Raw genomic sequence first — 25,001 nt, forward strand, 5'->3', positions numbered from 1 at the left:
ACAGACGCATACAGGCGGGAATGCCCGCCGATTTCCTGCGCGCTGTTGCGAAGGCAGCAAAGCTTGGGCTATGCACCTCGCATCGGAGGTCGCGGTTTGCTCATAAGCATCATTATCCCAACGCGCGAAAGGGCAAGATACCTCCGGCATTCGCTGGCGACGGCACTTGCGATCGACGACGACCGCCTTGAGATCATCGTCAGCGACAATGCCTCGACCGATGGCACCCGGGATCTTGTGACCAGCCTCTCAGATCCGCGCTTGCGCTACCTGAACACCGGCGATCGTGTCTCGATGCGCATGAATTTCGAATTCGCCTTCCAGCACGCCACCGGTGACTACATCATCAGCTTCGGTGACGATGACGGGATCATTCCCGGGCAGTTTCCGATGCTTCGCCACCTGCTCGCAACACGCAGGCCGGATGCAGCCAGCTGGTCGCTTCCCGCCTATGGCTGGCCGGTCGACGGCTACGGAACAAAGGTCGGCGGCATACGCTTCACCGTCCATGACTGTTTCGGTCATCCCGAACGGGTAGAGCCGGCCGAAGCCCGTATGATACTTGAATCCGGACAGATGCACCAATTCTCGCGACTTCCCCGGATCTACCACGGTGCGATGTCCAGGAATTTGCTGGATCGGATGAAGGATCCTGCCGGCGTGCTGTTCCGGGCGCGCAGTCCGGACATCTATGCCAGTTTCCGCGCGGTCGTGATGGGTGGCACCTTCGATTTTTATCCGCATCCTTTCTCGATCAACGGACACAGCCCTGCCAGTACCGGCGGATCAATGAATGCCGTGGGCGATCGGCAGCAGGGCGGCGCGGCCGACACGCGCTTCCTTGTCGAAACCAGAACTGATCCGGTCGAGGATATCATCCCGATCACGATGTCCATGGCACTTGCATATCTCGGCACGGCACAGACCGCGGCTGCGGTCGTTCCGCCCCAACCCTTCGCCCCCGATTACCAAAGGTGGTATGTCGCAGCACTTCGGGACATGCGCCGCAAGGGGCCAGAGGTGGCCGGAATGATCGACAACTCCCTCATCGCCCATGCAGCACAGTTCGGGGCCGAAAAAGCACTTTCAACAGCCAGAAACAGCCGCGGGTTCGACTGGTCGATCCTGACTCATAAACTCAGCCAAGGACTCGGGAAGATCCGCAAGGCAAACAGCTTCCGCCTGCTGGCCGAAGCAGACGGCATGAACACGATCGAAACAGCCGCGAGGATGTGCGACATCGTCCTCGCGCAGGATGCGGAAGAAATCCTGGCCGGAAAGATGAAGCCAGCCGAAGCATGGCAAAGGGCCATAGGCCGCAGCGGCGGCTATGCGCGGCAAATGTGAATGCGATACAACAGGGACAGGGACAGCTATGACCACGCAGGATGATCGCGAGGCTTTCGCAAGGCACAGCCGGGATCAATCGGTTGCCCTTGGCAAGGACAAAGAAGTTTTCGACGCCTCGACCAACTTCATGCTGAAGCTCGATCCCTACGATTACTCCTATCTCTGGACATGGATGGGCGTGCCGATCATCCAGATGCCTGCCGATATCCTGGCAACGCAAGAGGTGATCTGGGCCACGCAACCCGACATCATCATCGAGACAGGCGTGGCGCGCGGTGGGTCTGTTCTGTTCATGGCATCGCTGTTGCAGCTTATCGGCAAAGGCCAAGTGATCGGCGTCGACATCGACATACGGGCCCATAACCGTGACACGATCGAAAACCACCCGATGTCGCATCGTGTGACCTTGGTCGAAGGGGGGTCCACCGCGCCCGAAACGCTGGCCGCCGTCAAGGCCCTCATCCCCGAAGGTGCCCGTGTCATGGTCATTCTTGACAGCGACCACAGCCGCGACCACGTCCTTGCGGAATGCCGCGCCTACGCCCCCCTCGTCACGGAAGGGTGCTACATGGTGGTAGCCGATACGATGATCGGCCATGTCGATGAAAGCGACGCGCCACGCAAACGATCGAAACTCTGGTTCAAGGGGAACGAACCGCTGACCGCGCTCCGCATGTTCCTTTCGGAAAACGCGTCATTCGAGGTGGACGAAGTGCTGAACGGCAAACTCGTCCTGTCTTCCTCGCCGGGCGGCTATATCCGGAAAAAGCAAACCAAGGCATGACAACCGTCGTCATAAGTCAGCCGATGTATCTTCCATGGCCGGGTTTCATCTCGCAAATGGCCATGGCGGATGTCCTGATCTGGCTTGACGATGCGCAGTTCTCACGCGGGTCCTTCACGAACAGGGTTCAGATCAGAACTTCGGGCGGTTCAAAATGGCTTAGCGTTCCTCTTGTCGGAAAGGGTGTCGACGCGCCGATACGTTGCCTTGCCGCAGCCCGGACGGATTGGCACCGCGCCCACCGCGATCTCGTGCGTCAGGCGCTTCGCAATAGCCCTTTTTTGCAGGAAGCCCTCTCAATCCTTGATATGTCCGCAACATCCGACACTCTCTGCGCGGCACTTGTCAAAAGCGCCGAGCTTTGCCTTGCCGCATGCCACCCCCCCCGCAGCGATATTCGCCAAGCGTCGGAAATGAATGTGCCGGGGGCAAGTTGGCGACGCGTTCTCGACCTCGTCCATACCGTCGGAGGCACCCGCTACCTCACCGGCCATGGCGCGGCCAACTACCTCAATCACGCGGCCTTCGAGGCCGAGGGCGTCACGGTCGACTACATGGGATACGAATTCCTGCCTTGGCCGCAGCAGCACGGCGACTTTTCCCCTTATGTCACCAGCCTTGATCTGATTGCGAATGTCCCCCCCGAACACCGCACCGCCCACCTTAGCCGAACAACCCTACCTTGGCGTGATTTCCTGGCTGCTAAGGGCATCGCCGTCAGCGACTGAGAATTCCAGCCACCACCGCGACCACCCGCTCAATTTCGTCTTCCTGCATGTCGTGAAAACTGGGCAGGTTGATTGCCCGCGTTGGAATGTCCCAGGCATGGGCATTGCCCTCCACCGGATCGAACATCGGCAATGACGAAAGCGGATGAAAGAACACCCGCGCATCGATATCCGCCGCCTTGAACGCCTCCTGCAGCGCCTCTCGCGTGATGCCAAGATCCCGGTCGAACACCGCCGTCGGCATCCAGCTTCCGTTTTCCGTGCCCGGTGGCTCGGGGTTCAGGCTCAACCCCTGATACTTTGCCAGCCGTTCGCGATAGGCCCGCATGATCGCCCGCTTCCGTGCGATCAACTCCCCGATCCGTTCCACCTGCGCAAGGCCTATGGCGGCCTGCACATTGGACATCTTGTATTTGAAACCCACCTCGTCCGGCCAGAACTGCCGTGTCTGTCCCCGCGCCCGACCGTGGTTCGAAAGGGTCAGCACACGTTCATGCAGCGCTGGATCCGAGGTGACGAACATCCCCCCTTCCCCGGTCGTCAACGTCTTGGTGCCGTGAAAAGAGAACGCCCCGAACCGCCCCATAGACCCGGCACGCCGCCCCTTCCACACGGAACCTATCGCCTCGGCGGCATCCTCGATCAGCACGATCCCATGCCGATCCGCGATGTCCTGCAAACGGTCCATGTCGCAAAGATTGCCGTAAATATGCACGGCAAGGATGGCCTTGGTCCGCGGCGTGATCGCGGCCTCCACCCGATCCGGGTCAAGACACCAACTGACTGGGTCGATATCCACGAACACCGGCGTCGCCCCCAGATGCACGATGGGCGCAGCCGAGGCGATCCAGTTGGTATCCGCCATAATGACCTCGTCGCCGGGTCCGATATCCAGCGCGGCCATGCCCATATGCAAGGCACCCGTGCAGCTTGACGTCGCGATGGCATGGGTCACGCCCAGATGTGCCGCGAAGGCCGCTTCGAACTTCACGATGTAATCATAGCACCGCTCGCCCCAGCCATTCCGGGCGGCATCCGTCGCATAGGCGACTTCAAGCTCCGTGATCGAGGGCTTGGTATAGGCGATCCGACTGCTCATCCCACCCGCACCTCTGGCACTGCCGTGACAAACCGCGTGCCCGCTACTGCCAGCCCTGCCAACTGCCGCTTCACCTCATCCGCGATGTTCCACGGCAGGATCACCACATAATTCGGCCGCCGTTCCTCCAGCACTGAGGGCGCCAGGATCGGGATATGGCTGCCGGGCATCAGCTTGCCCTGCTTCGACGTTGCCGCGTCGCAGACAAAAGGCAGCAGGTCCGGCTTCACCCCCGCATAGTTCAGCAGCGTATTGCCCTTCGCCGCCGCCCCATAGGCCGCGACCGTTTTCCCGTCGCGCTTTGCATCCAGCAGGAACCGCAAAAGCCCATCCTTCACCGCATCCGCCCGCGACTGGAAACCGGCATAGAACGCGGCCCTGTCCATCCCGCGCCGCCGCTCTTCATCCAGCACCGCCCGCGCGCCATCGGTCTCTGCATGCGACGCCCCCGCATGGCAGCCGTAGACCCGCAGGCTTCCGCCATGCGTTGGCAATTCCTCGATGTCAAAGATCCGCAGCCCCGCCGCGCCAAATATCCGCGCCACGGTCAGCGCCGACAGATAGGAAAAATGCTCGTGATACACCGTGTCGAACTGGCAGAACTCCACCAGCCGCATCAGATGCGGGAATTCCAGCGTGATAACCCCCTCGGGCTTCAAAGCTGCCGCCAGACCCGCCGTGAAATCATTGATATCAGGTACATGGGCATAGACATTGTTCCCGGCGATCAGATCGGCCTTCCGGCCTTCCCCTGCCAGCCGCCCCCCCAGCGCTGCGCCAAAGAATTCCCGCAGCACCGGGATGCCCAGCGCCTCGGCCGCTGCCGCCGTGCTGGCGGTGGGTTCCACCCCAAGGCAGGGCACCCCCGCCGCCACGAAGTTCTTCAGCAGATAGCCGTCATTCGACGCCACCTCGATCACATGGCTTTTCGCCCCCAGCCCGAACCGCGCGATCATCTGAGCGGCATAGCGCGCCGCATGATCCAGCCACCCTTTCGAGGTGGACGAGAAATAGGCGTAATCCGCATCGAACAGGCGGTCGGCCTCGGTGAAATCCTCGGTCTGGACCAGCCAGCAGGCCTCGCAGACCCGCAGCCGCAGCGGAAAGGTCATTTCGGGCGCGTTCAGCCGATCGGGCGACAGATAGGCATTCGACGGCGGCGCATGTCCCAGATCGAGAAAGACCTGCGGCATCGGGGCCTTGCAATGGCGGCAGGAAGGCAAGGTCATTTCGCTATCGGCTCCAGCTTGTCCAGCGTCGGAAAGGCGGCATCCCGCGCCGACATCTCCGTTACGCCAAGCGGCCAGCTCACCGCAACCTTTGCATCATCCCAGCGCAATCCGCCCTCATGCGCCGCGCTATATGGCGCCGAATGAAAATACAGCATCTCGACATCCGGGGTCAGCGTCTGAAACCCATGGGCAAAGCCTTCCGGCACGCAGATCATCGCCCGGTTCTGGTCATCCAGCCTCTCGCCATGCCATCGGCCAAAGGTTGGCGATCCGGCGCGCAGATCGACGATCACATCGAAGATCGCCCCCCGGATGCAACGCAGAAGCTTTGTCTCAGCCATCGGGGGGCGCTGGAAATGCAGCCCCCGCACGGTGCCCTGCGCCGCCGTGAAGGATGTGTTGCACTGCACCCAGCCGGTCGCCAAGCCACGCGCCGCGAATTCCTCGGCGCAGAACAGGCGGGCAAAGAACCCCCGCGCATCCCCGCGCGGTTCCAGCTCCACACGATAGGCCCCGGCCAGCGGCAATTCGGTGAACCTCACACCCCACCCCCGAAGGCGGCAATCTGCGCCCGCACCCGCTCTGCCGGGTCGGCCCCGGCCGCCACATCGCGATACCAGCCCACGGTTTCCTCAACCGCCCGCGCGAAATCCCAACGTGGTTGCCAGCCCAGCACCATCCGCGCCCGCTCGATCGACAGCGCCAACTGCCCCGCCTCATGCGGTGCCTTCGGATCGGTCGCATCCGTCCAATCCCCTGCCCAATGCTGCCGCGCCGCCTCGACCAGGGCCCCCACGCTGCGCTGATCTGCGGGTTCGGGGCCGAAGTTGAACCCCTCTTCCAGCCGCGCCGCCTCTGGCCCCGCCAGCCGCTCGGCCAGCATCAGATAGCCCTCCAGCGGATCCAGCACATGCTGCCAGGGCCGCACGGCATGGCGGTTGCGCACCAGAAGCGGCTTTCCCGCCCCGAAGGCGCGCGCCAGATCGGGCAGGATGCGATCCTCCGACCAGTCCCCGCCGCCGATCACATTCCCCGCCCGTGCCGTGGCCAGCCGCACGCCAGGCCCGGCGAAGAACGCCTTGCGCCAGCTTGCCGCGACCAGTTCCGTCCCGGCCTTCGATGCGGAATAGGGATCATGCCCGCCCAAGGGATCATTCTCGCGATAGGGATGCTCCCATTCGCGGTTCTCATAGACCTTGTCCGTCGTCACCACGACCACTGCGCAGGGCGCATCCAGCGCCCGCACGCCCTCAAGCACATGTGCCGTTCCCATCACGTTGGTGGCCCATGTCTCCAGCGGTTCGCGATAGGACCGCCGCACCAAGGGCTGCGCCGCCAGATGCAGCACGACTTCCGGCCGCGCGTCCCGCAGCCGCGCCGCCACCAGAGCGCTATCACGGATATCACCCAGGGCGTGATCCATCCGCCCGGCCAATCCCAATTGCGCAAACAGTGCGGGCCGCGTGTCGGGCGCAAGGGCCAGACCTGAAACCACCGCCCCCCGCGCCAGCAGCATCTCGCACAGCCAGCTTCCCTTGAAACCCGTATGCCCGGTAACCAGAACCCGCCTGCCCGCCCAGAACCCCATGCCTCAGGCCCAGACCTTCCAGGGCGCGCGGCCCCGCGACCACAGATCCTCAAGCAGGTTCTTGTCGCGCAGCGTGTCCATCGCCTGCCAGAACCCGCCATGCCGATAGACGGACAACTGGCCATCTGCGGCAAGGCTCTCCAACGGCCCCGCTTCCCAAGGCGTCGCGTCGCCCTCGATCCGGCGGATCACCGACGGTTCACATACAAAGAAGCCCCCGTTGATCCACTGCCCGTCGCCAACCGGCTTTTCCAGGAACCGCTCCACCCGCCCATCGGCAATTTCCAGTGCGCCATAGCGGCCGGGGGGCTGGATCGCCGTTACCGTCGCCTCGCGCCCCGCCGCCCTGTGTTGCGCAACCAGCGCCGAGATATCTACATCCGACACCCCGTCGCCATAGGTCAGGCAGAAGGTGCCGTCGATGTAATCCGCCACCCGCCGCAACCGCCCGCCGGTCATCGTGGCATCGCCCGTATCCACCAGCGTCACCCGCCAGGGTTCGGCATGGCGGTGATGCACCTCCATCCGGTTCTCGGCCATGTCGAAGGTCACGTCCGACATGTGCAGGAAGTAGTTCGCGAAGTATTCCTTGATGACATAGCCCTTGTAGCCGCAGCAGATTACGAAATCGGTGATCCCATGCGCCCCGTAGATCTTCATGATGTGCCACAGGATCGGCCGCCCCCCGATCTCGATCATCGGCTTCGGGCGCAAATGCGATTCTTCGCTGATCCGGGTCCCAAGTCCCCCGGCAAGGATGACGGCTTTCATCAATTCAACACCACGAAAGGCAATTCACCCCTCATGTAACGCGACCGAGGTCCAAGCTGAACAGCTTTGTTTTCCGTGGATGGCAGGCAGGCGGAACACCACAGGCTCCGGCTGCCTGCCGAAGGCGTCTCAGGCACCCACCTTCGCAAACCGCAGATAGGGCAGCTTGATGTCCAACTCCCCGAACCGCTCACGCGCCTGATCGTCGGTCAGCGCCAACGCCACGATCATGTCCTGCCCCGGCACCCAGTTGGCGGGTGCTGCCAGCGGGACGCCGTCCGTCGCCCGCACGGCATCCAGTGCGCGCAGGATTTCGGCGAAGTTGCGGCCCACGCTCATCGGATAGGTCATCGTCAGCCGCACCTTCTTGTCCGGCCCGATGATGTAGACCGTCCGCACCGTCGCCGAATGCGCGGGTGTGCGGCCTTCGGTCGGCAGATAGTAATCGGCGGGAAGCATGTCATAGGCCTTGGCCACGGTCAGGGACGAATCGTCGATGATCGGAAACTCGGCCGGCGCGCCGCCGAAGGCTTCGATGTCGCGCTTCCACTTTTCGTGATCGCCCACCGAATCGACCGAAACCCCAAGAACCTTGGTGTTCCGCTTCGCCCATTCCCCGGCAAGCTGCGCCACGGCGCCGAATTCGGTGGTGCAGACGGGGGTAAAGTCGCGCGGATGGCTGAAAATGATCCCATAGCTGTCACCCAGCCACTCATGGAACCTGATCGTCCCTGCGGTGGACTCTGCGGTGAAGTCGGGGGCTACGTCATTGATGCGCACGGCCATGTCCGGTCTCCTGTCTGTCGTGTCGCCACAGACATACGCCACTCGGAACAAGGTTTCATCCCCCTCGGCCATTTCCCGCGCAAAAGAGAATGCTGACCCTCGGATGATCCGACAGGCAGAAGAATTTCCCTGACCCTGCGACCCCAAAAGTTTTCGAAAACTTTTGCAAATTTCTTCCAAGAAATTTGTTCGCCCCGATCCCGTCGCCCATCCGCGACGAAACCTGTCGCTTCGCCACTTGCCCCCGGCCAAAGGCCCTGCCACCTTCCCCCCAACCCCGGAGGATCCCATGCTCATCAAGCGCGATTTCTACATCAACGGCCGCTGGACGGCCCCCCTTGCCCCCCGCGATTGCGACGTGATCGACCCCTCGACCGAGGATGTCTGCGCCATCATCTCGCTCGGGTCCGAGGCCGATACCGATGTCGCCGTCGCCGCTGCCAAGGCCGCCTTCCCCGCCTGGGCCGCCACGCCCCCCGCCGAACGGAAGGCCTACGTCGAAGCCATCCTCGCCCAGTATGAAAAACGGGCCGAGGAAATGGCCCAGGCCATCTCCCTCGAAATGGGCGCCCCCATCGACATGTCGCGTAACGATCAGGCCCCCTGCCTGCCCTGGCACCTGAAGAACTTCCTGACCGCCTTCGACCATATCGAATGGATCCGCCCGCTCGGCCCTCATGCCCCGAATGACCGGATCGCGATGGAACCCATCGGCGTGGTGGGCCTCATCACGCCATGGAACTGGCCGATGAACCAGGTCACGCTGAAGGTGATCCCTGCGCTGCTTGCAGGCTGCACCTGCGTGCTGAAACCGTCCGAGGAATCGCCCCTCTCCTCGCTTCTTTTCGCCGAATTCGTGCATGACGCGGGCGTGCCTGCGGGCGTCTTCAACCTTGTGAATGGTGATGGCGCGGGCGTGGGCACGCGTCTTTCCACCCACCCCGACGTGGAAATGATTTCCTTCACGGGCTCCACCCGGGCAGGCAAGGCGATCAGCAAGGCCGCCGCCGAAACGCTGAAACGCGTGACGCTGGAACTGGGCGGCAAGGGCGCGAACCTGATTTTCGCCGATGCTGATGACCGCGCCGTCGAACGCGGCGTGCGCCATTGCTTCAACAATTCCGGCCAAAGCTGCAACGCCCCCACGCGCATGCTGGTGGAACGCCCCGCCTATGACCGCGCGGTGGAAATCGCCCGGCAGGTGGCGGACAACACCAAGGTCGCCTCGGCCCATGAACCCGGCCGCCATATCGGCCCGGTGGTGAACAAGCGGCAATGGGATCAGATCCAGGGCTATATCCAGAAAGGCATCGAGGAAGGCGCGCGCCTTGTGGCGGGCGGCCTTGGCCTGCCCGAAGGCATGAACAAGGGCTATTTCGTCCGCCCCACCGTATTCGCCGACGTCAAACCCGGCATGACGATCGAAAAAGAGGAGATCTTCGGTCCCGTCCTGTCGATCATCCCCTTCGACACCGAAGAAGAGGCCGTCCTGATCGCCAACGACACCCCCTATGGCCTGACGAACTACGTCCAGTCGCAGAACGGCGCGCGGCGCAACCGCCTGGCCCGGCAACTCCGCGCCGGGATGGTGGAGATGAACGGCAAGTCCCGCGGCGCGGGCGCGCCCTTCGGCGGGGTCAAGGCCTCGGGCCGCGCGCGTGAAGGCGGCGTCTGGGGGATCGAGGAATTCCTCGAGGTGAAGGCGATCTCGGGCTGGGACAACGACGCCTGATCCTGCCTGCAGATAATCGGGGCGGCGCTCAGGCGTGGCCCCGATAGGCCAGCCATCCCAGACCGGGGATGGCGCGCACCCGGCGGAAGATGCCGTTCTCCTCGATCCAGCGCGCATAGGCGACATAGTCGGGATCCATCGACAGATGCCGCTCTTCCGTCCTTGCGCGCAGGACGTAGATCCCGCTCACCCCCGCCAGCAGCAGGCAGTTCCGCACCGCCGTCTGCCATTCCCCATCCCCCGGGATGAAGGGAATAGCGATCAGCCACCATGAGATGTTCTTGAACACATAGGCCGGATGCTTGGTCCAGCGATAGGGCCCGCTGGTGATGATCCCTCGATGCGTCAGGTTCGAGAAGCGGCACCCGAACTGCGCCGTGGCATAGACATAGACCGAAAGGCAGCCCAGGATCATCACCCCCCAGGCGCCATAGGCCAGCGGGCTGTTCCACAGCCAGTTGCCCCATTCCCAATCCGTCTCGAAATCCAGATAGTTGCCCTGCAGGAAGGCCCAGATCGGCGCATAGCAGATGATGCAGACAACCCAGCCCAGCGCCGTCGGCTCTGTCGATCGCATATGCGTGTCCAGCGGGCGGAAGGTCGTCGCATAGCCGATGGTCGAAACGCTCAGATCGAAGAAGAAGGCGAAGCTGTAGAGAAACCCGTAAAGCACCACGAAATCCGCCAGCGTCGCCGGATCATAGCCGCGCAGCCCCTCCAGCGCGCTGCAGAAATAGCCGAACATCAACGGCAGGAAGAACCCCTTCACGATCCAGCCGCGCAGATGCAGCCACAGCGCCGCGCCATCCACCGCGCGCCGATCCAGCAGCACCGCCTTGCCCATTTGCCAGTATCCGTCGCGCGGATCGGCCTGATGGGCATCCACGAACAGCACATAGGGCACCGACAGCAAGGCCAGAGGCAGCGCCGCCCATTGCGCAAGCGTCAGGAAGGGCTGGTAGGTCTCTTCCCGATAGATCGGCAGGATCGCCCAAAGCAGCGCCACGAACCCGACCGAGGCATAAAGCCCCAGCAACTTCACCGCCGCCCGCCCCGGTGCCAGATCGCGCCGCCCGTAATCCATGCCCGTGCTGGCCCGGCGATGCACCTTGTAGACGCCCAGATCCACTGCAAAGGTCGCCACCACCATCGACCCCAGGATGAACAGGACCGAAGCCACGGTCCCGTCAAAGGGCGACAGGAACCAGACGATCCCGAAACTCGTCAGAAAACTCGCCACGCTGGCCAGCGCCACGCCTGCGGGCGTTACGGATTTCGGCAGGTGAAGGCCGCCCTGATCACGCATCTTCCGTCCCTCCCGGCCCGTTGCGACAGCCATCTCTCCCCGCTTCTTAAGGAATATTGCCAACCCCGGAAAGGCGTCCTGTCGGACCGCGACCCCGGTCATGCGGAATGGCCGTCCCCGATGCCGCCTCCGGGCCGAATTCTGTCGCCCCCGCCTCTCACGCTGCGTCCCGCCACTCCGCTAGGCTCGCCCCACCAGCCCCGAAGGAAGCGCGCATGCCCAGCCAGCACCCCCATCTGACCAGCCCGATCACGCTGCGCGGCACCACGCTGCGCAACCGCATCGTCTTTGGCGCGCATACCAACAACATGTCCGACATGGGCCTGCCCGGCCCCCGCACGCTCGGCTACATCGCCGAACGCGCCAGGGGCGGCGCGGGGATGATCGTGATGGAACCCGTCCCCGTCCACCGCACCGGCGTTCTCACGCGTGGCAATTACCTGCACGGCACCGACGACATCATCCCGCATTTCCGCAAGGTGACCGAGGCCGCAAAGGCCGAAGGCGCCGTCATCCTGCAACAGCTCTACCATGTCGGCGCCCACGGCGATTCCGACCTCAGCTTCCAACCACACTGGTCCCCCTCCGGCGCGGCCTCCTACCATGACAGCGACGGCTCTCACCGCATGACCGAGGCAGAGATCGAGGAACTGATCGAGGCCCACATCGCCGCCGCCATCCGCTGCCAGAAGGCGGGCTTTCAGGGCGTAGAGGTCTGGGCCGCCTACCACTCGCTGCTGGATCAGTTCTGGACCCCATGGTCCAACACACGCGACGATCAATGGGGCGGCTCCCTTGAAAACCGCACCCGTTTTTCCCGCACCATCATCGAGGGCATCCGCCGCGCCTGTGGCGAGGATTTCATCATCGGACTCGCCGTCTCTACCTCTGATGCGCATGACGTGACCCTGTCGGTGGAAAGCCTCACCGAAATCGTCGCCCTCCATGACGCGACAGGCCAGATCGACTACGTCACCTGCGGACACGGCGGTTACCTCGATTTCGAGCGGCTCATGCCCACCTTCCTCTTCGCCGAGAAACTCACCGCCCCCGTGACCGAAATCCTGAAAGGCGTGGTGAAACACGCCAAAGTCACCTCCGAAGCGCATGTCAGAACCCCCGACAATGCCGAAACCATCATCGCCTCCGGTCAGGCCGACATGGTCTCCATCGTGCGGGGCCTGATCGCCGACCCGCACCTTGCCGCGAAAACGATGGAGGGCCGCGCGGATGACATCCGCTCCTGCATCTCCTGCAACCAGATGTGCTGGGGCCGCCGATCGCGCGATTACTGGATCTCCTGCCTGATCAACCCCAGCGCGGGGCGCGAATGGGAATGGGGCGGCGACCGCTTCACCCCTGCCGAAACGCCGCGCCACATCCTGATCGTCGGCGCTGGCCCCGCGGGGTGCGAGGCCGCCCGCGCCGCCGCCGAACGCGGCCACCGCGTTGACCTCGTCGAAGCCGCCCCCCGCATCGGTGGCCAGTTCCGGCTGGCAGGCGAACAACCCCGCCGTGCCCAGATCCTCGACCTGTTCGATTGGTACGAACGCCAGTTCACGCGCCTTGGCGTCACCCTCCACCTCAACACCTATCTGGACGCGGACGACATCGCCGCCCACCCTGCCGATACGGTCATCCTCGCCACCGGTTCCCTGCCGGATCCGGATGCCAGACAGCGCTGGCTTCCCGCCCTTTCGCAACTGCCGGGACTGGAGAATGGAAATGTCTGGTCACCCGAAGACGTCATGCGCCGTGAGGCGCGGCTCGGCGACGCCGTGATCCTCTATGATGAAGGCGGCAACTGGCGCGGCGTGGGCACGGCCTGGCACATGGCCGAACAGGGGAAGAAAGTCATCCTCGTGACCCCCGACGCTTACGTGGGCAAGGAAATCACCCGCACCTCTGCAGATGCCCCCGCCCGCCAGCGCCTTGCCAGACTCGGCGCGCAATTCCTGACCGAACATGTCATCACCCGCTGGCACGGCAATGGCGCGACGGTGCGGTCCGGCCTGACGGGCGAAGAGACCACGCTTCCCGCCTCTGCCCTTGTCATGGCAACGACGAACATCGCTTTCGACCCCTTCCCCGAAAGCTTCGCGGGCAAGCAGACCCACCGCATCGGCGACTGCTCCGCTCCCCGCCAGGCCCCCTATGCCTTCCACGAAGGCCGGAAGGTCGCCCTGTCGTTCTGACATGTCGCAGCAAATGCCCTGACGCCCCTCCCGCCCCCCCACCCCGGGCGCCAGATGGCGCCCACCCCTCCCCCGCTTTCGGGGGAGGGGAGAGATCCGCCATCGGCAGGCCCTGCAATCCCGGGGCAAGGGCATCCCACCCTCGCACCTCCTCCAAATGGGGAAGGTTCACGCCTCCGGATCCCTCCACTGCGCTTTGTCAGGTCGGCATCCTCCCGCGTTCTCCGGGGCTGTCGGTCCGGCGCATGGGCGTGAACCGCATCGTCGGGCCCACCCGGCATCCGCCCATCCCTTCCCGAGACGCTGGCCGGACAGAAATCGTCACGCGGGGGCTGGCCGTTCTCTGCCCTTTCCGCCCGCCCGGAGCGCTTTTCACAACCGTCAGAACTCTGCCCAGACGGCGCTTGGCCTGCCAGGATTGGCGCGCGGGCCGTTCACGGCGGCGGCGGCGGCGGCGGTCCAATCGACGACATTCGCCTCGATCACCGCTGCCTGCCTCTCCACCCGGCGCGGGGCGGTGTCGGCCGGGCGCGGCGCTGTCCTCTGCCGGGTTCGGATCCCCGCGAGGGCGACGATCAACTCCTCGGATCGCGCCTGCAGCGTGGCAGCCGCGGCCGAAGTTTCCTCTGCCACTGCGCTGTTCTGTTGGGTGACATGGTCGAGCTGATTGACCCCGGCATTCACCTCGGCCAATCCGCGGGCCTGTTCCGATGCCGCCTGGGCAATATCCGCCACCAGGCCCGCCGCCTCGTTCGCACGGACCAGGATTTCAGCAAGGCTCTCTCCCGCCCTCCGCACAAGGGCAGAGCCCTCTTCGACCCGCCTCGTGCTGTCCGAGATCAAGGCCTTGATCTCGCGCGCCGAATCCGATGCGCGCTGCGCCAGAAGCCGCACTTCGGAGGCGACGACAGCAAAGCCGCGACCTGCGTCACCGGCGCGGGCCGCTTCGACCCCCGCATTGAGGGCAAGCAGATTCGTCTGAAAGGCGATATCCTCGATCACGCCGATGATGCGCGTGATCTGCTCTGCGCCCTTCTCGATGCCCTGCATTGCCGCCACGGCTTCCTGAACGATCCCCGCCCCATGTTCGGCCCCCTTGCGATTGCCGAAGCTGGCATCCTGCGCCATGCCTGCCCGCTCGGCGGTCGAGGCGACGGAATGCGTCAGTTCCGTCAGGGCAGCGGCCGATTGCTCCAGCGTTGCGGCCTGTGTTTCCGCCCGCGTCGAAAGCTCGCGGCTGGCATCGGTGATCTCGACAGCGCTGTCACGCACCGTGCGGGCAATGCCATTGACCTGGTCGATCATCTGGCCGAACCGATCGATGACGGCGTTGAAGCTGTCACGAAGCGGTTCATATTCCTGCGGAAAGCGGCTCTCGGGCGTGTCGGGAATGGCGGACATCAGATCGCCATCGGCAAGCCGGGCCAAGCCAGACCGAAGCTGCGCCACGACGCGCGCAAGTTCCGCCTGTTCCGCGCGGCGCTCCTGCTCCTGTGCTGCGGCCGCTTCGGCAAACCTTGCCGCCTCTCGCAGGTCATTGCGCAGGCCGATGCAGGCCGTGGCAAGCTCGCTGATCTCATCCCGCGTCGATGGCGGGGTGATGACGGCATCATAGTCCCGCCGTTCCAGCCTGTTGACGATCTCGACCATGCCGCGCACGGGCTGCAGCGTCTGTTTGATCAACTTGCGACTGACGAACAGGGCCACGAGGACAAGCGCAATCGTCGGCGCCACGATGTCGAACAGATGGTGCAGGATCATCGCGCTGATGGAGGTGATGGGCACCCCGGCAAAGACCGCGCCGCTCAGCCGGCCGTCGGCATCGAAGACCGGTTCGTATCTCGTGACATAGGGCAGACCGAGGATTTCGGCATCTCCCGCATAGACCTGACCCGTGATCAGCGCCTGATGGGCGGGGCCCGCGGGATCAAGGAAGGTGCCCACCGCGCGTGTGCCGTCAGCCGCGCGGATGCTTGTCATCACGCGTTCGAACTGCTGACTTTCCGGCATGAGCCGGAAATAGGTCACATGGACATCCAGCCGTTCCAGTAGCATGTCCACGACAGGCGGATCGATCCTGACCGGGGCCTGGTTGCGCGCGACACCTGCCGCGGCCTCGCCGCTGGCAGGAACCGCCGTGAACCCCTGCGCCGTGCTGACAAGCGATGCCGCGAAACCGACAAGTCCGAAACCCACCCGTTCCTCTGCCAGAGCAAGCTTCTCCTTCCTTTCCAGCGTCAAGGAAACCGCCACGTTCAGAAGCGCAACGAGGCAGGCGGCCGTGACGACGATCGTCACAAGCCGCGACGTGAGTGACATACGCGCAAAGAATTCCATCTTTCCCTCCAGGATCGGACAGCGAGCTGCCGATGTTCAGAACAGTTCGATCGTGCCGCCGCCCGGGTCGGGCGGCCGCGGGTTGGCCGGCACATCGCGGGCATCGACCAGAAGCATCTGCTGCGCCCGCCCCGACTCCGGCCAGAATCGCACGCGTCGCGCGTGCTGTCCGCCAAGGCTCTGGGCCGAAACGGCGATTCCCTCCCCCCGCAGGAAGGCAAGCGCCGCCTCTCCGTTGCGCTGCCCGATATCCGGCAGCCCGGCGATCATCCTGGCGCCACCGAACAGCTTGGCGGTCAGCCGGTCACGACGCCCCCCCAGCTTGAGCAGGCTGTTGACAAGCTGCTCCATCGCGGCCGAGGCGAAGCGGATGTCATGCGCGCCCGGCATGTCGGGCAGCAGGAAGTGGTTCATCCCGCCGATCCTGCGGACCGGATCGTGCAGGCAGGCCGCGACGCAAGAACCGAGGACCGTCGTCAGAACTGCATCAGGATCACCGGATATCCGGTGATCCCCCTGGATGACATGAACGGTCTGCCCAGACAGTGCCCTCATCCCCCCGGACCCCCGGTCCTTGCGTTCCGTGACCATGCGCGACCGGCCAGCAGGGCCGGACCGATCCGGTCGATCGGCAGCACCGTTTCGGTCGCACCCGCGGCCACGGCCGCCCCGGGCATCCCCCAGACGACGCTGGTGCCGCGATCCTGCGCTATGGTATGCGCGCCGGCCCGTCGAAGGGCCGCGAGCCCCTGTGCCCCATCCGTGCCCATCCCGGTCAGCAGCGCGGCAGAAACCCGATCCCCCCAGGCGAGGGCCGAGTCGAACAAGGGATCAACGGCGGGCCGGTGGCCCTGGCAAGGTGCCGTCGCAACAAGGACGCAGCGCGGCGAGGTCGGCCCCGAGACAGTCAGATGCCGGTTTGCGTCGGATGCGATGCACACGGTTCCGCGGCGCAACGGCAAGTCATGCGCAGCCTCCACGACACGCGGCCTGCAGCGCTGGTTCAACCGCTGCACAAGGCCGGGAACGAATCCGTCCCGAATATGCTGGACGATCAGTGTCGGCGGACAGTCGGCCGGAAAAGACATGAGGACGGTCTCTATCGCCGCAATACCGCCCGTTGACGCCCCGATCAGCACGAGGTCTGGCAGTCGGGCCTCTCCCTGGATCAGGGCCTTTCCCGCCGGGCTTCCGGCCAGGCCGGAAAGCAGATCGTCGATCCGGTCTCGGGGGCGCATGGACACCAAGCGCAAACGCGACAGGAAGGGGCTGCGCAACGGCGCATTCCCTTCGTCGACATAAAGGAAGGCGGTCGCCCCGATCATGTCGGCAAGCCGGATGACCCCCTCCAGTTCCGGCTCTGCCAGAAAGTCGGCCGACATGGCAAGCACGTCGGGTTCGGCCTCCTCGGCCGTCGGGTAGATCTCGGTCAGCGATGCCGCCTCGATCACCTCATGGTGCAAGACCCCCTTCACAAGGGCACGACGCCGCGCCGCCTGCGGATCGGCGACCATGACGACTGGTCGCTGCCGGGCCGGCCGGCCTGTTCGATTGGTGCGGACAAGATCCCACATGCGTTTCCCTGCACTTTCACCGGGCCAGGGTCGCATGAGGGCGTAAACGAAGCGTTGCCCGGCGAAGGCGGAGGAAGCGAATTTTTTTTCTGGAACTCCATGGCCGTGGCAACCAACCCTTAATCACCTCGGGGCAATCCTCGGATGGAGAGAAGGGATTGGTTGCCCTGTGGTGGCGGCCGCCCCACCAGACCGATTCCCCCGCTTCAAGGGACATGAAGATGACCAGGGATTTCATCCTGCCGGACAGACTGGACAGCTCGGCCGCACCCGCACTGCTTGCGGCCCTGCGGGATCGAATCGGCAAGCCACTGGTCCTTGATGCAGGCCGGGTCGAGGTGATCGGCGCGCTTGCCTTCGGGGTGCTGGTCGCCGCCGGGCGTCAGTGGGAGGCCGATGGCCACAGCCTGACGATCCGCCGCGCGTCCGATCGATTCACCGCGGCAAGCCGTGCGCTGGGCCTTTGCAGCGATGCCCCCTGGCGCGGCGCCAGCATCAGTTGCCCGGAAAAGAAGGAGCAGGCGGAATGACCATCCGTATCCTTGCCATCGACGACAGCCCGACGATGCGGGGGCTTGTGGCGGCAGCCTTGTCGCCCGGCTGTTTCGATCTGCATCTTGCCGAAGACGGGATCGCGGGACTCGATCTCCTGCCGAAGGCCGATCCCCATCTGGTCATTACCGATATCAACATGCCGCGTCTCGACGGTTTCGGCGTGATCGAGGCCGTGCGTGCCAGCCCCTCTCATGCCAGCGTGCCGATTCTCGTCCTGACAACGGAAAGCGGCGCGGATCTCAAGGATCGCGCCCGCCGTGCCGGGGCAACAGGTTGGATCGTGAAACCCTTCGATGACAGTCGCCTGGTCCAGACAATCCACCGCGTTCTGGGGTTCCGGGAATGAGCGGCATCGATTCACTCCGCCCGGCCTTCTTCGAAGAGTGCGAAGACCTGCTCCTTCGAATGGGCGAAGGGCTCGCGCGCATCCCTGACGCGGCGCTGCACAACGAGGTGGAGTCGATCCACGATGTCTTTCGCGCCGTCCATTCGATCAAGGGTGGCGCGGGGGCCTTCGGCCTGACATCGCTGGTCGGGTTCGCCCATGCCTTCGAGACCGTGCTGGATCTGATGCGCAGCGGCACTCTTCACCCCGACGCATCGACCATGCACATCCTGCTGCGGGCCTCCGACGTGCTGGCGGATCTTGTCGCCGCGGCGCGCGACGGCCAACCTGATCCGGAACTTATGCCACAGCTTCTGGTCGATCTCGATCTGCTCGCCGAAGGCGCCGCCTCGCCCGAGGATGAGGCCGCCGCCCTGGCCTTCGAACCGATGCGGATCGACGTCATCCCCATTGAGCCCGCGCTTTCACAGGCACCGCCTGACCCGACCGGTTTCGCGATCACATTCGAACCCTATCCCGCGCTCTATGCAACGGGGCATGAACCTGTGGCCCTTCTGCGCGCTCTTGCTGATCTGGGCACCACCGACGTGACGGCCGATCTTTCGGGCATCGGCCCCCTCGATACCTTCGACCCGGCACAGCCGGGCTTGCGCTGGCAATTGGCCCTGCAGACCACCGCACCGCGGGAAGATGTCATGGCGATCTTCGACTTCGTGCAGGACCTGGCCCTTGTCACTGTCGAACCGCTGCACCCGGACCCGCCTTCCCTGGCCTCCGAACCGCAGATGGCCGCACCCTTCGTCACGCCCCTGCCGCAGCCTTCGCCTGTGCAGCCGACGCCCGCCCCGGCGCATCCCCGCACCGCGTCCGTGACCCCGGCGGCACCTCCCGCCATGCCAACGATCCGCGTCAACCTGGACCGGGTCGATCGGCTGATCAACCAGATCGGCGAACTCGTCATCATGGAGGCGATGCTCTCACAGGCCATATCCATCGCGGGGCTCAGCAAGGACGGCGACGTTTCCTCCAGCCTCGAAGGGATCAAGCAACTGGCCGCCAGGATTCAGGAAAGCGTGATGTCCATCCGCGCGCAGCCCCTGAAATCGGTCTTTCAACGGCTGGATCGGATCACGCGCGAAGCCGCGGATGCAACGCACAAACAGGTCCGGCTCGAGACGTTCGGCGAAGCGACCGAGGTCGACAAGACCGTGATCGAGCGTCTGGTCGATCCCTTGACCCACATGATCAGGAACGCGGTCGATCACGGCATCGAACCGGCAGACCGCCGCATTGCCGCGGGAAAGCCGCCCGAAGGTGTCATCACCCTGTCGGCCGCGCATCGCTCGGGGCGCGTGATCATCGAACTGGCGGATGACGGGGCAGGCATCAACCGCACGCGCGTGCGCGAGATCGCCGAGGCAAGGGGCCTCGTCCCGGCCGGCGCGCAACTCTCTCCGGCCGAGATCGACAATCTCCTCTTCCTCCCCGGCTTCTCCTCCAAGGAAGAAGTGTCCGCGCTTTCCGGCCGCGGCGTCGGGCTTGATGTCGTCCGGCGCGAGATTCAGTCCCTCGGCGGGCGTGTCTCCATCCAGTCGACTCCGGGGCAAGGAAGCCTCTTCACCATCGCCTTGCCCCTTACCCTTGCCGTGCTCGAGGGGATGCTCATCGGTGTCGGTGGCGAAACCATGATCCTGCCGATCTCCTCCATCATCGAAACCCTCCGGCCGGACGAATCCGAAATCCACAGCCTCGGGCGCAATGGCCGCCTGATCGCCAAACGGGGCGAGATGATCCCCATCATCGACCTTGCCCAGAGTCTTGGCTTCACAAGCCGCCAGGATGACCAGCGACAGGTCCTGATCCTTGTGGAATGCGATTCCGGCGGGCGCGCGGCCCTCGCTGCCGACCAGATCTTCGATCAGCGTCAGGTCGTGATCAAAAGCCTCGAAGACAACTACGGCACCGTCCGCGGCATCTCTGCTGCCACGATTCTCGGCGATGGCCGCATCGCCCTGATCGTCGACCCGGAAGAGATCGTGGCCCGCGCCGTCGCCGAAACGAAACCGATGCCTCTTGCAGCCAATGGATAGCCCATGCAGCAGATGACCCTTCAGAACATCGCCGACCAGAACGATTATGTCTGCTTCAGGATCGGTGAACAGGACTATTGCATCGACATCGAGGTCGTCCGTGAAATACGGGGCTGGACCCCGGCAACGGTGCTGCCCCATGCCCCCGACCATGTCACCGGCGTGATCAACCTCCGCGGTTCGGTTGTGGCCGTCGTTGACCTTGCCGCAAGGCTGGCCATTGGCAAGACATGCCCCACGCCGCGCCATGTGGTGATCATCGTCGCCCTGGAAAACCAGATCGTCGGCCTGCTCGCAGACGTCGTATCCGACATCATGGGGATCGACGAAGCCGCCATGCAACCCGTGCCCGACATCGCCGCCGAGGGCGCGGGAGCGTTCATCACCAAGGTCATCGCCCTTGACGACGGGCGCATGCTCCGAAAGCTGGATCTTGCGGCGGTCCTGCCCGGCAAAGACCAAGAGGCCGCGTGATGGTCATGCCACCCGGTTGCAGCCTCGCGTCAGATCAGCACCTCCCGGCCCGGCTCTCCGCCAGGCCGGAACCGGGCCGCGGCGATGATCCCGCATCGAACGGTCTGTCAGATGCCGATTTCGTCGCTGTCAGTCGCCTGATCCATCGCGACACCGGAATCCTGATCACTGCGCCCAAGAAAAGCATGCTGGTCTCGCGCCTGTCGCGCCGGCTGCGCAGCCTCGGCATGACAGACTTCTCCGACTATGTCGCGCTAGTGCAGGGAGAGGCCGGCGCAAATGAACGGCGTGCGCTTGTCTCGGCCATCACCACGAATGTCACGGGCTTCTTCCGCGAACCCCATCATTTCAGGGCCCTGGAAGATCTGGGCCCTGCGCTTGTGGCGCGGGCACGATCGGGGGGGCGTGTCCGCCTCTGGTCTGCCGGATGTTCCACAGGGCAGGAAGCCTTCAGCATCGCGGCGACCCTACTTTCGATCGCACCTGATCTCGCGCGTTATGATCTGCGCATCCTCGCCACGGATATCGACCCGGCGGTGATCGAAACCGCCCGCGCCGGGATCTTCGATCGCCAGGCCATCGGGGACACGCCCCCACCCCAGCTGTCGCGCTTTCTGAAGGATGGTCCGGCGGGGGACGGCCGGATCGCCGTGTCCCAACCCCTTCAGGATCTGATCCGTTTCGAAGAACTGAACCTGCTGCATCCCTGGCCCTTCCAGGGTCAGTTCGACGTGATCTTCTGCCGGAACGTGGTCATCTATTTCGATGCCGAAACGCGCTTTGACCTATGGATGCGCTTCGCCGCCCGGATGCCGGAAGGCGGCTCTCTCTTCATCGGTCATTCAGAGCGCATGGATCCAAGGCTTGATCCCTTCTTCCTGCCGGTCGGCATCACGCAATACGAACGGTCGGCGCTGAAGGCCGGCTCCGGGCCCGTGCTTGCGGAAACGGCCCCAGGATCAGGAAAGGGTCAGGCATGTCGCTGAAATTCTCACTGTCGATGATGGTGGTCGATGACATGACGGTCAGCCGGTGCCTCGTCGAGCAGGCGCTGGACGAGATCGGGATTCAGAAGGTCCAGTACGAAAACAGCGGCGAGGTTGCCCTGCGAAAGCTGGCCAGCAATCCAGTGCATCTGGTCCTGTCCGATTTCAACATGCCGGGCATGGATGGGCTCTCCCTGCTCGAGGCGTTGCGCATGAACCGTTCCACCCAACGGATCGGCTTCATCCTGATGACCGGGCGCGCCAGCAAGGAGATCATCACGCGCGGGCATTCGCTGGGCATGAACAATTTCATCAGCAAGCCTTTCACCACGCTGGGCCTGAAAGTCTGCATCGAAAAGGTGGTCGGCACGCTATGATCGTCATCTGCGACGCACAGAACACCCAACCCGATGCACCTGCGGATCGGGGAATTGCGGCACAGGATCTGCTTTTCGCCTGCGCCACCGAGATGCGTCGTCAGGCGGCAGAGATGGCCGCGCTCGATGCCGCGCTTGGCCGACTGCTGGAACTCTGGAACGGGTCAGCCAGCCAGCCTGGGGCACAGCCTGGCCTGCTCCCCTCGCTTCTGCGCGATCTTCAGAAGGCCGATCAACTGCGTCAGGAGAGCGAAGGCCTCGCAACCATTCTGGATCTGCTCGCCCAGGCAGGCGGATCTCCCACCACGATCCGGTTCGAGGCAATCCGCGCCGGCACGCCCTTGCGGGACCAGCAGACCAGACTCCTTAACAGCGCCAATTGCGCGGCCGGCCCGGCAGGGCGGGGCGACGCCGACCACCAAGCGCCCTGAAGGCGCCCGTGCGACCCACACGACCGCAGGACCGCAGGACCGCAGGACCGCACTTTCACCGGCCCCGTCCAAGCGCAAGGCCCAACAGTCAGCACCATGCGCATCGAGAAACGGCTTTGCATGGCGCATCACACCGCCTGTTGTCGGCAATCGCGCCGCACATCTGGCCCTGAGAGACCAACAGATCCCAGCCCAGGCATCGACGCAGCCTTCCAGGCCGTCACCCGCAGTATCTGCTCCGGCTGAAAGGGCCTTTCTCACACTGTGCCGGGTCCGCGCCCTGCCCCCGCGCCCGTTCACTTCCGCCGGCTGACACCTCCTCGGGGGCACCCGGTCGGGTGCAATCCGCCGGACATCATGCCCAGGGCACTTCTTGAACCGGATCAAGGTGGAAGATGCGACCGCCGCGCCGAAAGGGCGGCTGGCTGCAGCCGCCCTTCTCCAGCCTCAGCTTATCCCCGGCCCTCACCCAGCAGCACGGCGCGCCTGGGGCTGTGCGTCGCTTTCCGCGGCCTGTTGCATCGCGACGGAACCGCCAAGCCGAAACCGCATCAGCGCATTGTTCATCTGCGCCGTTTCGCGATCAAGGTCCGAAGTGATCACTGTCGCGCTCTGCGCCATCACCGTGTTCTTCTGCGTCACCTCGTTCAGGCGATCCACGCTCGACGCGATCTGCGACAGGCCCGAAGCCTGTTCTTCGGCGGCCTCGGCGATGGTCACCACGATGTCGCGGATGTTCGACACCCCCACGACCATTTCTCCGATGGCACTTCCCGTACGGTCCACAAGACCGACGCTTTCGGTCACGTTGCGCGCACTGTCGCTGATCAGCCGCTTGATCTCTTGCGCAGCCTCCGCCGATCTCTGTGCCAGATCGCGCACCTCCAGCGCGACCACGGCGAAGCCGCGCCCGCTCTCGCCCGCCCGCGCCGCCTCGATCCCGGCATTCAGGGCAAGCAGGTTGGTCTGGAAGGCGATCTCGTCGATCGTCCCGATAATGCGTTCAATCTTCCCGGAGGAGGATTCCAGGCTCTTCATCGCCACAACCGTCTGCTGCATGACATGCGAGACATGCTGCGCATTTTCCGTGACCGAACCGACAAGCTTGCGCGCCTCGCGCGTGCTTTCGGTCGTCTCCTGAACCGTCGTGGTGATCTGCGTCAGGGCCGCCGCGCTCTGGTCGATCGAGTTGGCCTGCTGTTCCGTCCGATGCGTCAGGCTGTCAGAGGAGCGCCGCAGTTCCTGCGACTTGCCGCGCACGCTCAGCGCGCTGTCGCGGATCTGCTGCATCGTCGATTGCAGCCGATCCAGCGCAGAGTTGAAATCCGATGACAGCTTGTCGAACAGCGGCGAGAGTTTCATCACCGGCACCCGCTGTTCCAGATCCCCGTCCGCCAGCGCATTGAAGGCATTTCCGATGGTGTCGAGGAACGAGGTCTTGTCCGTGATGTCGCTGCAGAACTTGGTGAACTTGACGATGGTGCCCTTCTCATCCCGGATCGGCGTATAGGCCCCCTCGACCCACACCTCGCGGCCGGATTTGGTTCTGCGGTGGAACTCCGACTGGACATGTTCCCCGCTGCGCAACCTGTCCCAGAAGGCCTGATAGTCCGGCGACCGCACCTCGGCCGGATCGACAAAGATCGAATGATGCTTGCCGATGATCTCATCCAGGCCATAGCCCATCAAGTTCAGGAAATTCTCGTTCGCAGTCAGGATGTTGCCGTTCAGATCAAAGTCGATCTTTGCCTGCCTGCGGCTGATCGCGCGCATCTGCTCGCCGAAATCGACATTCTCCAGCCGCGCATTCGCATCGGCCCATTCCACAACATAGCCGGAAATCCCGAACATGGAACGCAGCGGCGTGACGATCAGATCAAAGGATTTCGGCCCTATGCGAATGGTCGCGCGATGCGTGTCGCGCAGGGCTGCCAGCATGTTGCGCTGATGCGACGGCGTCTTGTGAAAGATGTCCACCTTGCTGCCGATCAGTCGGTCGACGGCGAATTGCGGCATGTCGCGGCGCAGCTGATCTTCGGATTGTCGCAGGAAAGCCCGCAAGGACGGGTTCACATAGGTGATGCGCAAACGGCTGTTCGCGATCATCACATTGGCCTGCAAGGAATCGATTGCCTTGTAGATCAGTCTGCGGTTGCGCATCCATATCGAGAGCATCTGCCAGTTCATCCCTTTCCTGCGGCCACTGGAACGGCCCTTCGAAACAGGATGAAACATGCGCGTAAATGTCGGCTTAATGCCG

23 protein-coding genes are annotated in these 25,001 nt (G+C 64.1%); 12 read left to right on the forward strand and 11 right to left on the reverse strand.

What is annotated here, in order from left to right:
• The first annotated feature begins 96 nt into the window (after window positions 1-96).
• From G5V65_RS00970 to G5V65_RS00980, 3 genes are read left to right on the forward strand one after another with little or no spacing between them, the layout of a single operon-like run.
• The gene (locus G5V65_RS00970; RefSeq protein ID WP_165046550.1) at window positions 97-1,347 is read left to right on the forward strand and encodes a glycosyltransferase family 2 protein; all 1,251 of its coding nucleotides are present in this window, start codon (window positions 97-99) and stop codon (window positions 1,345-1,347) included.
• Between the two features lie 28 nt (window positions 1,348-1,375).
• On the forward strand, window positions 1,376-2,134 hold the full coding sequence (locus tag G5V65_RS00975) for a cephalosporin hydroxylase family protein (protein WP_165046551.1): 759 nt from the start codon (window positions 1,376-1,378) through the stop codon (window positions 2,132-2,134).
• Entirely contained in the window at window positions 2,131-2,862 is a 732-nt protein-coding gene (locus G5V65_RS00980) for a WbqC family protein (RefSeq protein WP_165046552.1), read from the forward strand. Before G5V65_RS00975 ends, G5V65_RS00980 begins: the two co-directional genes overlap by 4 nt.
• On the opposite strand, the gene G5V65_RS00985 is transcribed toward G5V65_RS00980, so the two are convergent.
• From G5V65_RS00985 to G5V65_RS01010, 6 genes are all read right to left on the reverse strand, one after another.
• Window positions 2,852-3,961, reverse strand: coding sequence for a DegT/DnrJ/EryC1/StrS family aminotransferase (locus G5V65_RS00985; RefSeq protein WP_165046553.1), 1,110 nt, complete (start codon window positions 3,959-3,961; stop codon window positions 2,852-2,854). The genes G5V65_RS00980 and G5V65_RS00985 overlap by 11 nt on opposite strands.
• Complete coding sequence (locus G5V65_RS00990) at window positions 3,958-5,190, reverse strand: class I SAM-dependent methyltransferase (protein ID WP_165046554.1); 1,233 nt, start codon at window positions 5,188-5,190, stop codon at window positions 3,958-3,960. The genes G5V65_RS00985 and G5V65_RS00990 overlap by 4 nt, the downstream gene beginning before the upstream one ends.
• Window positions 5,187-5,735, reverse strand: coding sequence for a dTDP-4-dehydrorhamnose 3,5-epimerase (rfbC, locus tag G5V65_RS00995; RefSeq protein ID WP_165046555.1), 549 nt, complete (start codon window positions 5,733-5,735; stop codon window positions 5,187-5,189). Before rfbC ends, G5V65_RS00990 begins: the two co-directional genes overlap by 4 nt.
• Window positions 5,732-6,781, reverse strand: a complete 1,050-nt coding sequence (gene rfbG / locus G5V65_RS01000) for a CDP-glucose 4,6-dehydratase (RefSeq protein ID WP_165046556.1) — start codon at window positions 6,779-6,781, stop codon at window positions 5,732-5,734. The genes rfbC and rfbG overlap by 4 nt, the downstream gene beginning before the upstream one ends.
• A gap of 3 nt (window positions 6,782-6,784) precedes the next feature.
• The gene (gene rfbF / locus G5V65_RS01005; RefSeq protein ID WP_165046557.1) at window positions 6,785-7,552 is read right to left on the reverse strand and encodes a glucose-1-phosphate cytidylyltransferase; all 768 of its coding nucleotides are present in this window, start codon (window positions 7,550-7,552) and stop codon (window positions 6,785-6,787) included.
• A 129-nt stretch (window positions 7,553-7,681) separates the two neighbouring features.
• Window positions 7,682-8,338: a peroxiredoxin gene (locus tag G5V65_RS01010; protein ID WP_165046558.1), complete on the reverse strand. Its 657-nt coding sequence runs from the start codon at window positions 8,336-8,338 to the stop codon at window positions 7,682-7,684.
• A 289-nt stretch (window positions 8,339-8,627) separates the two neighbouring features.
• Between G5V65_RS01010 and G5V65_RS01015 the strand changes: the two genes are divergently transcribed.
• Window positions 8,628-10,070, forward strand: coding sequence for an aldehyde dehydrogenase family protein (locus tag G5V65_RS01015; protein WP_165046559.1), 1,443 nt, complete (start codon window positions 8,628-8,630; stop codon window positions 10,068-10,070).
• A gap of 28 nt (window positions 10,071-10,098) precedes the next feature.
• On the opposite strand, the gene G5V65_RS01020 is transcribed toward G5V65_RS01015, so the two are convergent.
• Window positions 10,099-11,376: a methyltransferase family protein gene (locus G5V65_RS01020; RefSeq protein ID WP_165046560.1), complete on the reverse strand. Its 1,278-nt coding sequence runs from the start codon at window positions 11,374-11,376 to the stop codon at window positions 10,099-10,101.
• Window positions 11,377-11,591: 215 nt separating this feature from the next.
• Between G5V65_RS01020 and G5V65_RS01025 the strand changes: the two genes are divergently transcribed.
• Window positions 11,592-13,571: an FAD-dependent oxidoreductase gene (locus G5V65_RS01025; RefSeq protein ID WP_165046561.1), complete on the forward strand. Its 1,980-nt coding sequence runs from the start codon at window positions 11,592-11,594 to the stop codon at window positions 13,569-13,571.
• Between the two features lie 381 nt (window positions 13,572-13,952).
• Here G5V65_RS01025 and G5V65_RS01030 read toward each other — a convergent pair whose 3' ends face one another.
• Genes G5V65_RS01030 through G5V65_RS01040 form a run of 3 tightly spaced genes read right to left on the reverse strand, consistent with a single transcriptional unit; the run spans window position 13,953 to window position 17,422 of the window.
• Entirely contained in the window at window positions 13,953-15,890 is a 1,938-nt protein-coding gene (locus G5V65_RS01030; RefSeq protein WP_165046562.1) for a methyl-accepting chemotaxis protein, read from the reverse strand.
• Between the two features lie 54 nt (window positions 15,891-15,944).
• Window positions 15,945-16,463: a chemotaxis protein CheD gene (locus G5V65_RS01035; protein ID WP_165046563.1), complete on the reverse strand. Its 519-nt coding sequence runs from the start codon at window positions 16,461-16,463 to the stop codon at window positions 15,945-15,947.
• A complete protein-coding gene (locus tag G5V65_RS01040; protein ID WP_241250397.1) occupies window positions 16,460-17,422 on the reverse strand; it encodes a CheB methylesterase domain-containing protein in 963 nt (320 codons plus the stop codon). The genes G5V65_RS01035 and G5V65_RS01040 overlap by 4 nt, the downstream gene beginning before the upstream one ends.
• A gap of 281 nt (window positions 17,423-17,703) precedes the next feature.
• On the opposite strand from G5V65_RS01040, the gene G5V65_RS01045 reads away from it, so the two are divergent.
• The 7 genes from G5V65_RS01045 (at window position 17,704) to G5V65_RS01075 (ending at window position 22,741) form a co-directional block, all read left to right on the forward strand.
• A complete protein-coding gene (locus G5V65_RS01045; protein ID WP_165046564.1) occupies window positions 17,704-18,012 on the forward strand; it encodes an STAS domain-containing protein in 309 nt (102 codons plus the stop codon).
• A complete protein-coding gene (locus tag G5V65_RS01050; protein WP_165046565.1) occupies window positions 18,009-18,383 on the forward strand; it encodes a response regulator in 375 nt (124 codons plus the stop codon). Before G5V65_RS01045 ends, G5V65_RS01050 begins: the two co-directional genes overlap by 4 nt.
• On the forward strand, window positions 18,380-20,473 hold the full coding sequence (locus G5V65_RS01055; RefSeq protein WP_165046566.1) for a chemotaxis protein CheA: 2,094 nt from the start codon (window positions 18,380-18,382) through the stop codon (window positions 20,471-20,473). The genes G5V65_RS01050 and G5V65_RS01055 overlap by 4 nt, the downstream gene beginning before the upstream one ends.
• A 12-nt stretch (window positions 20,474-20,485) precedes the next feature.
• Window positions 20,486-20,947 carry a chemotaxis protein CheW gene (locus G5V65_RS01060; protein ID WP_343162802.1) on the forward strand — a complete coding sequence of 154 codons (462 nt, stop codon included), beginning with the start codon at window positions 20,486-20,488 and terminating at the stop codon, window positions 20,945-20,947.
• A gap of 104 nt (window positions 20,948-21,051) precedes the next feature.
• Window positions 21,052-21,933 carry a protein-glutamate O-methyltransferase gene (locus G5V65_RS01065; protein ID WP_394352225.1) on the forward strand — a complete coding sequence of 294 codons (882 nt, stop codon included), beginning with the start codon at window positions 21,052-21,054 and terminating at the stop codon, window positions 21,931-21,933.
• On the forward strand, window positions 21,924-22,310 hold the full coding sequence (locus G5V65_RS01070; protein ID WP_165046569.1) for a response regulator: 387 nt from the start codon (window positions 21,924-21,926) through the stop codon (window positions 22,308-22,310). The genes G5V65_RS01065 and G5V65_RS01070 overlap by 10 nt, the downstream gene beginning before the upstream one ends.
• Window positions 22,307-22,741, forward strand: a complete 435-nt coding sequence (locus tag G5V65_RS01075) for a hypothetical protein (RefSeq protein ID WP_165046570.1) — start codon at window positions 22,307-22,309, stop codon at window positions 22,739-22,741. The genes G5V65_RS01070 and G5V65_RS01075 overlap by 4 nt, the downstream gene beginning before the upstream one ends.
• A gap of 465 nt (window positions 22,742-23,206) precedes the next feature.
• On the opposite strand, the gene G5V65_RS01080 is transcribed toward G5V65_RS01075, so the two are convergent.
• Window positions 23,207-24,901: a methyl-accepting chemotaxis protein gene (locus G5V65_RS01080; protein ID WP_165046571.1), complete on the reverse strand. Its 1,695-nt coding sequence runs from the start codon at window positions 24,899-24,901 to the stop codon at window positions 23,207-23,209.
• Between the last annotated feature and the right edge of the window lie 100 nt (window positions 24,902-25,001).

Source organism: Paragemmobacter kunshanensis (assembly GCF_011059185.1).
Lineage (GTDB): Bacteria > Pseudomonadota > Alphaproteobacteria > Rhodobacterales > Rhodobacteraceae > Paragemmobacter > Paragemmobacter kunshanensis.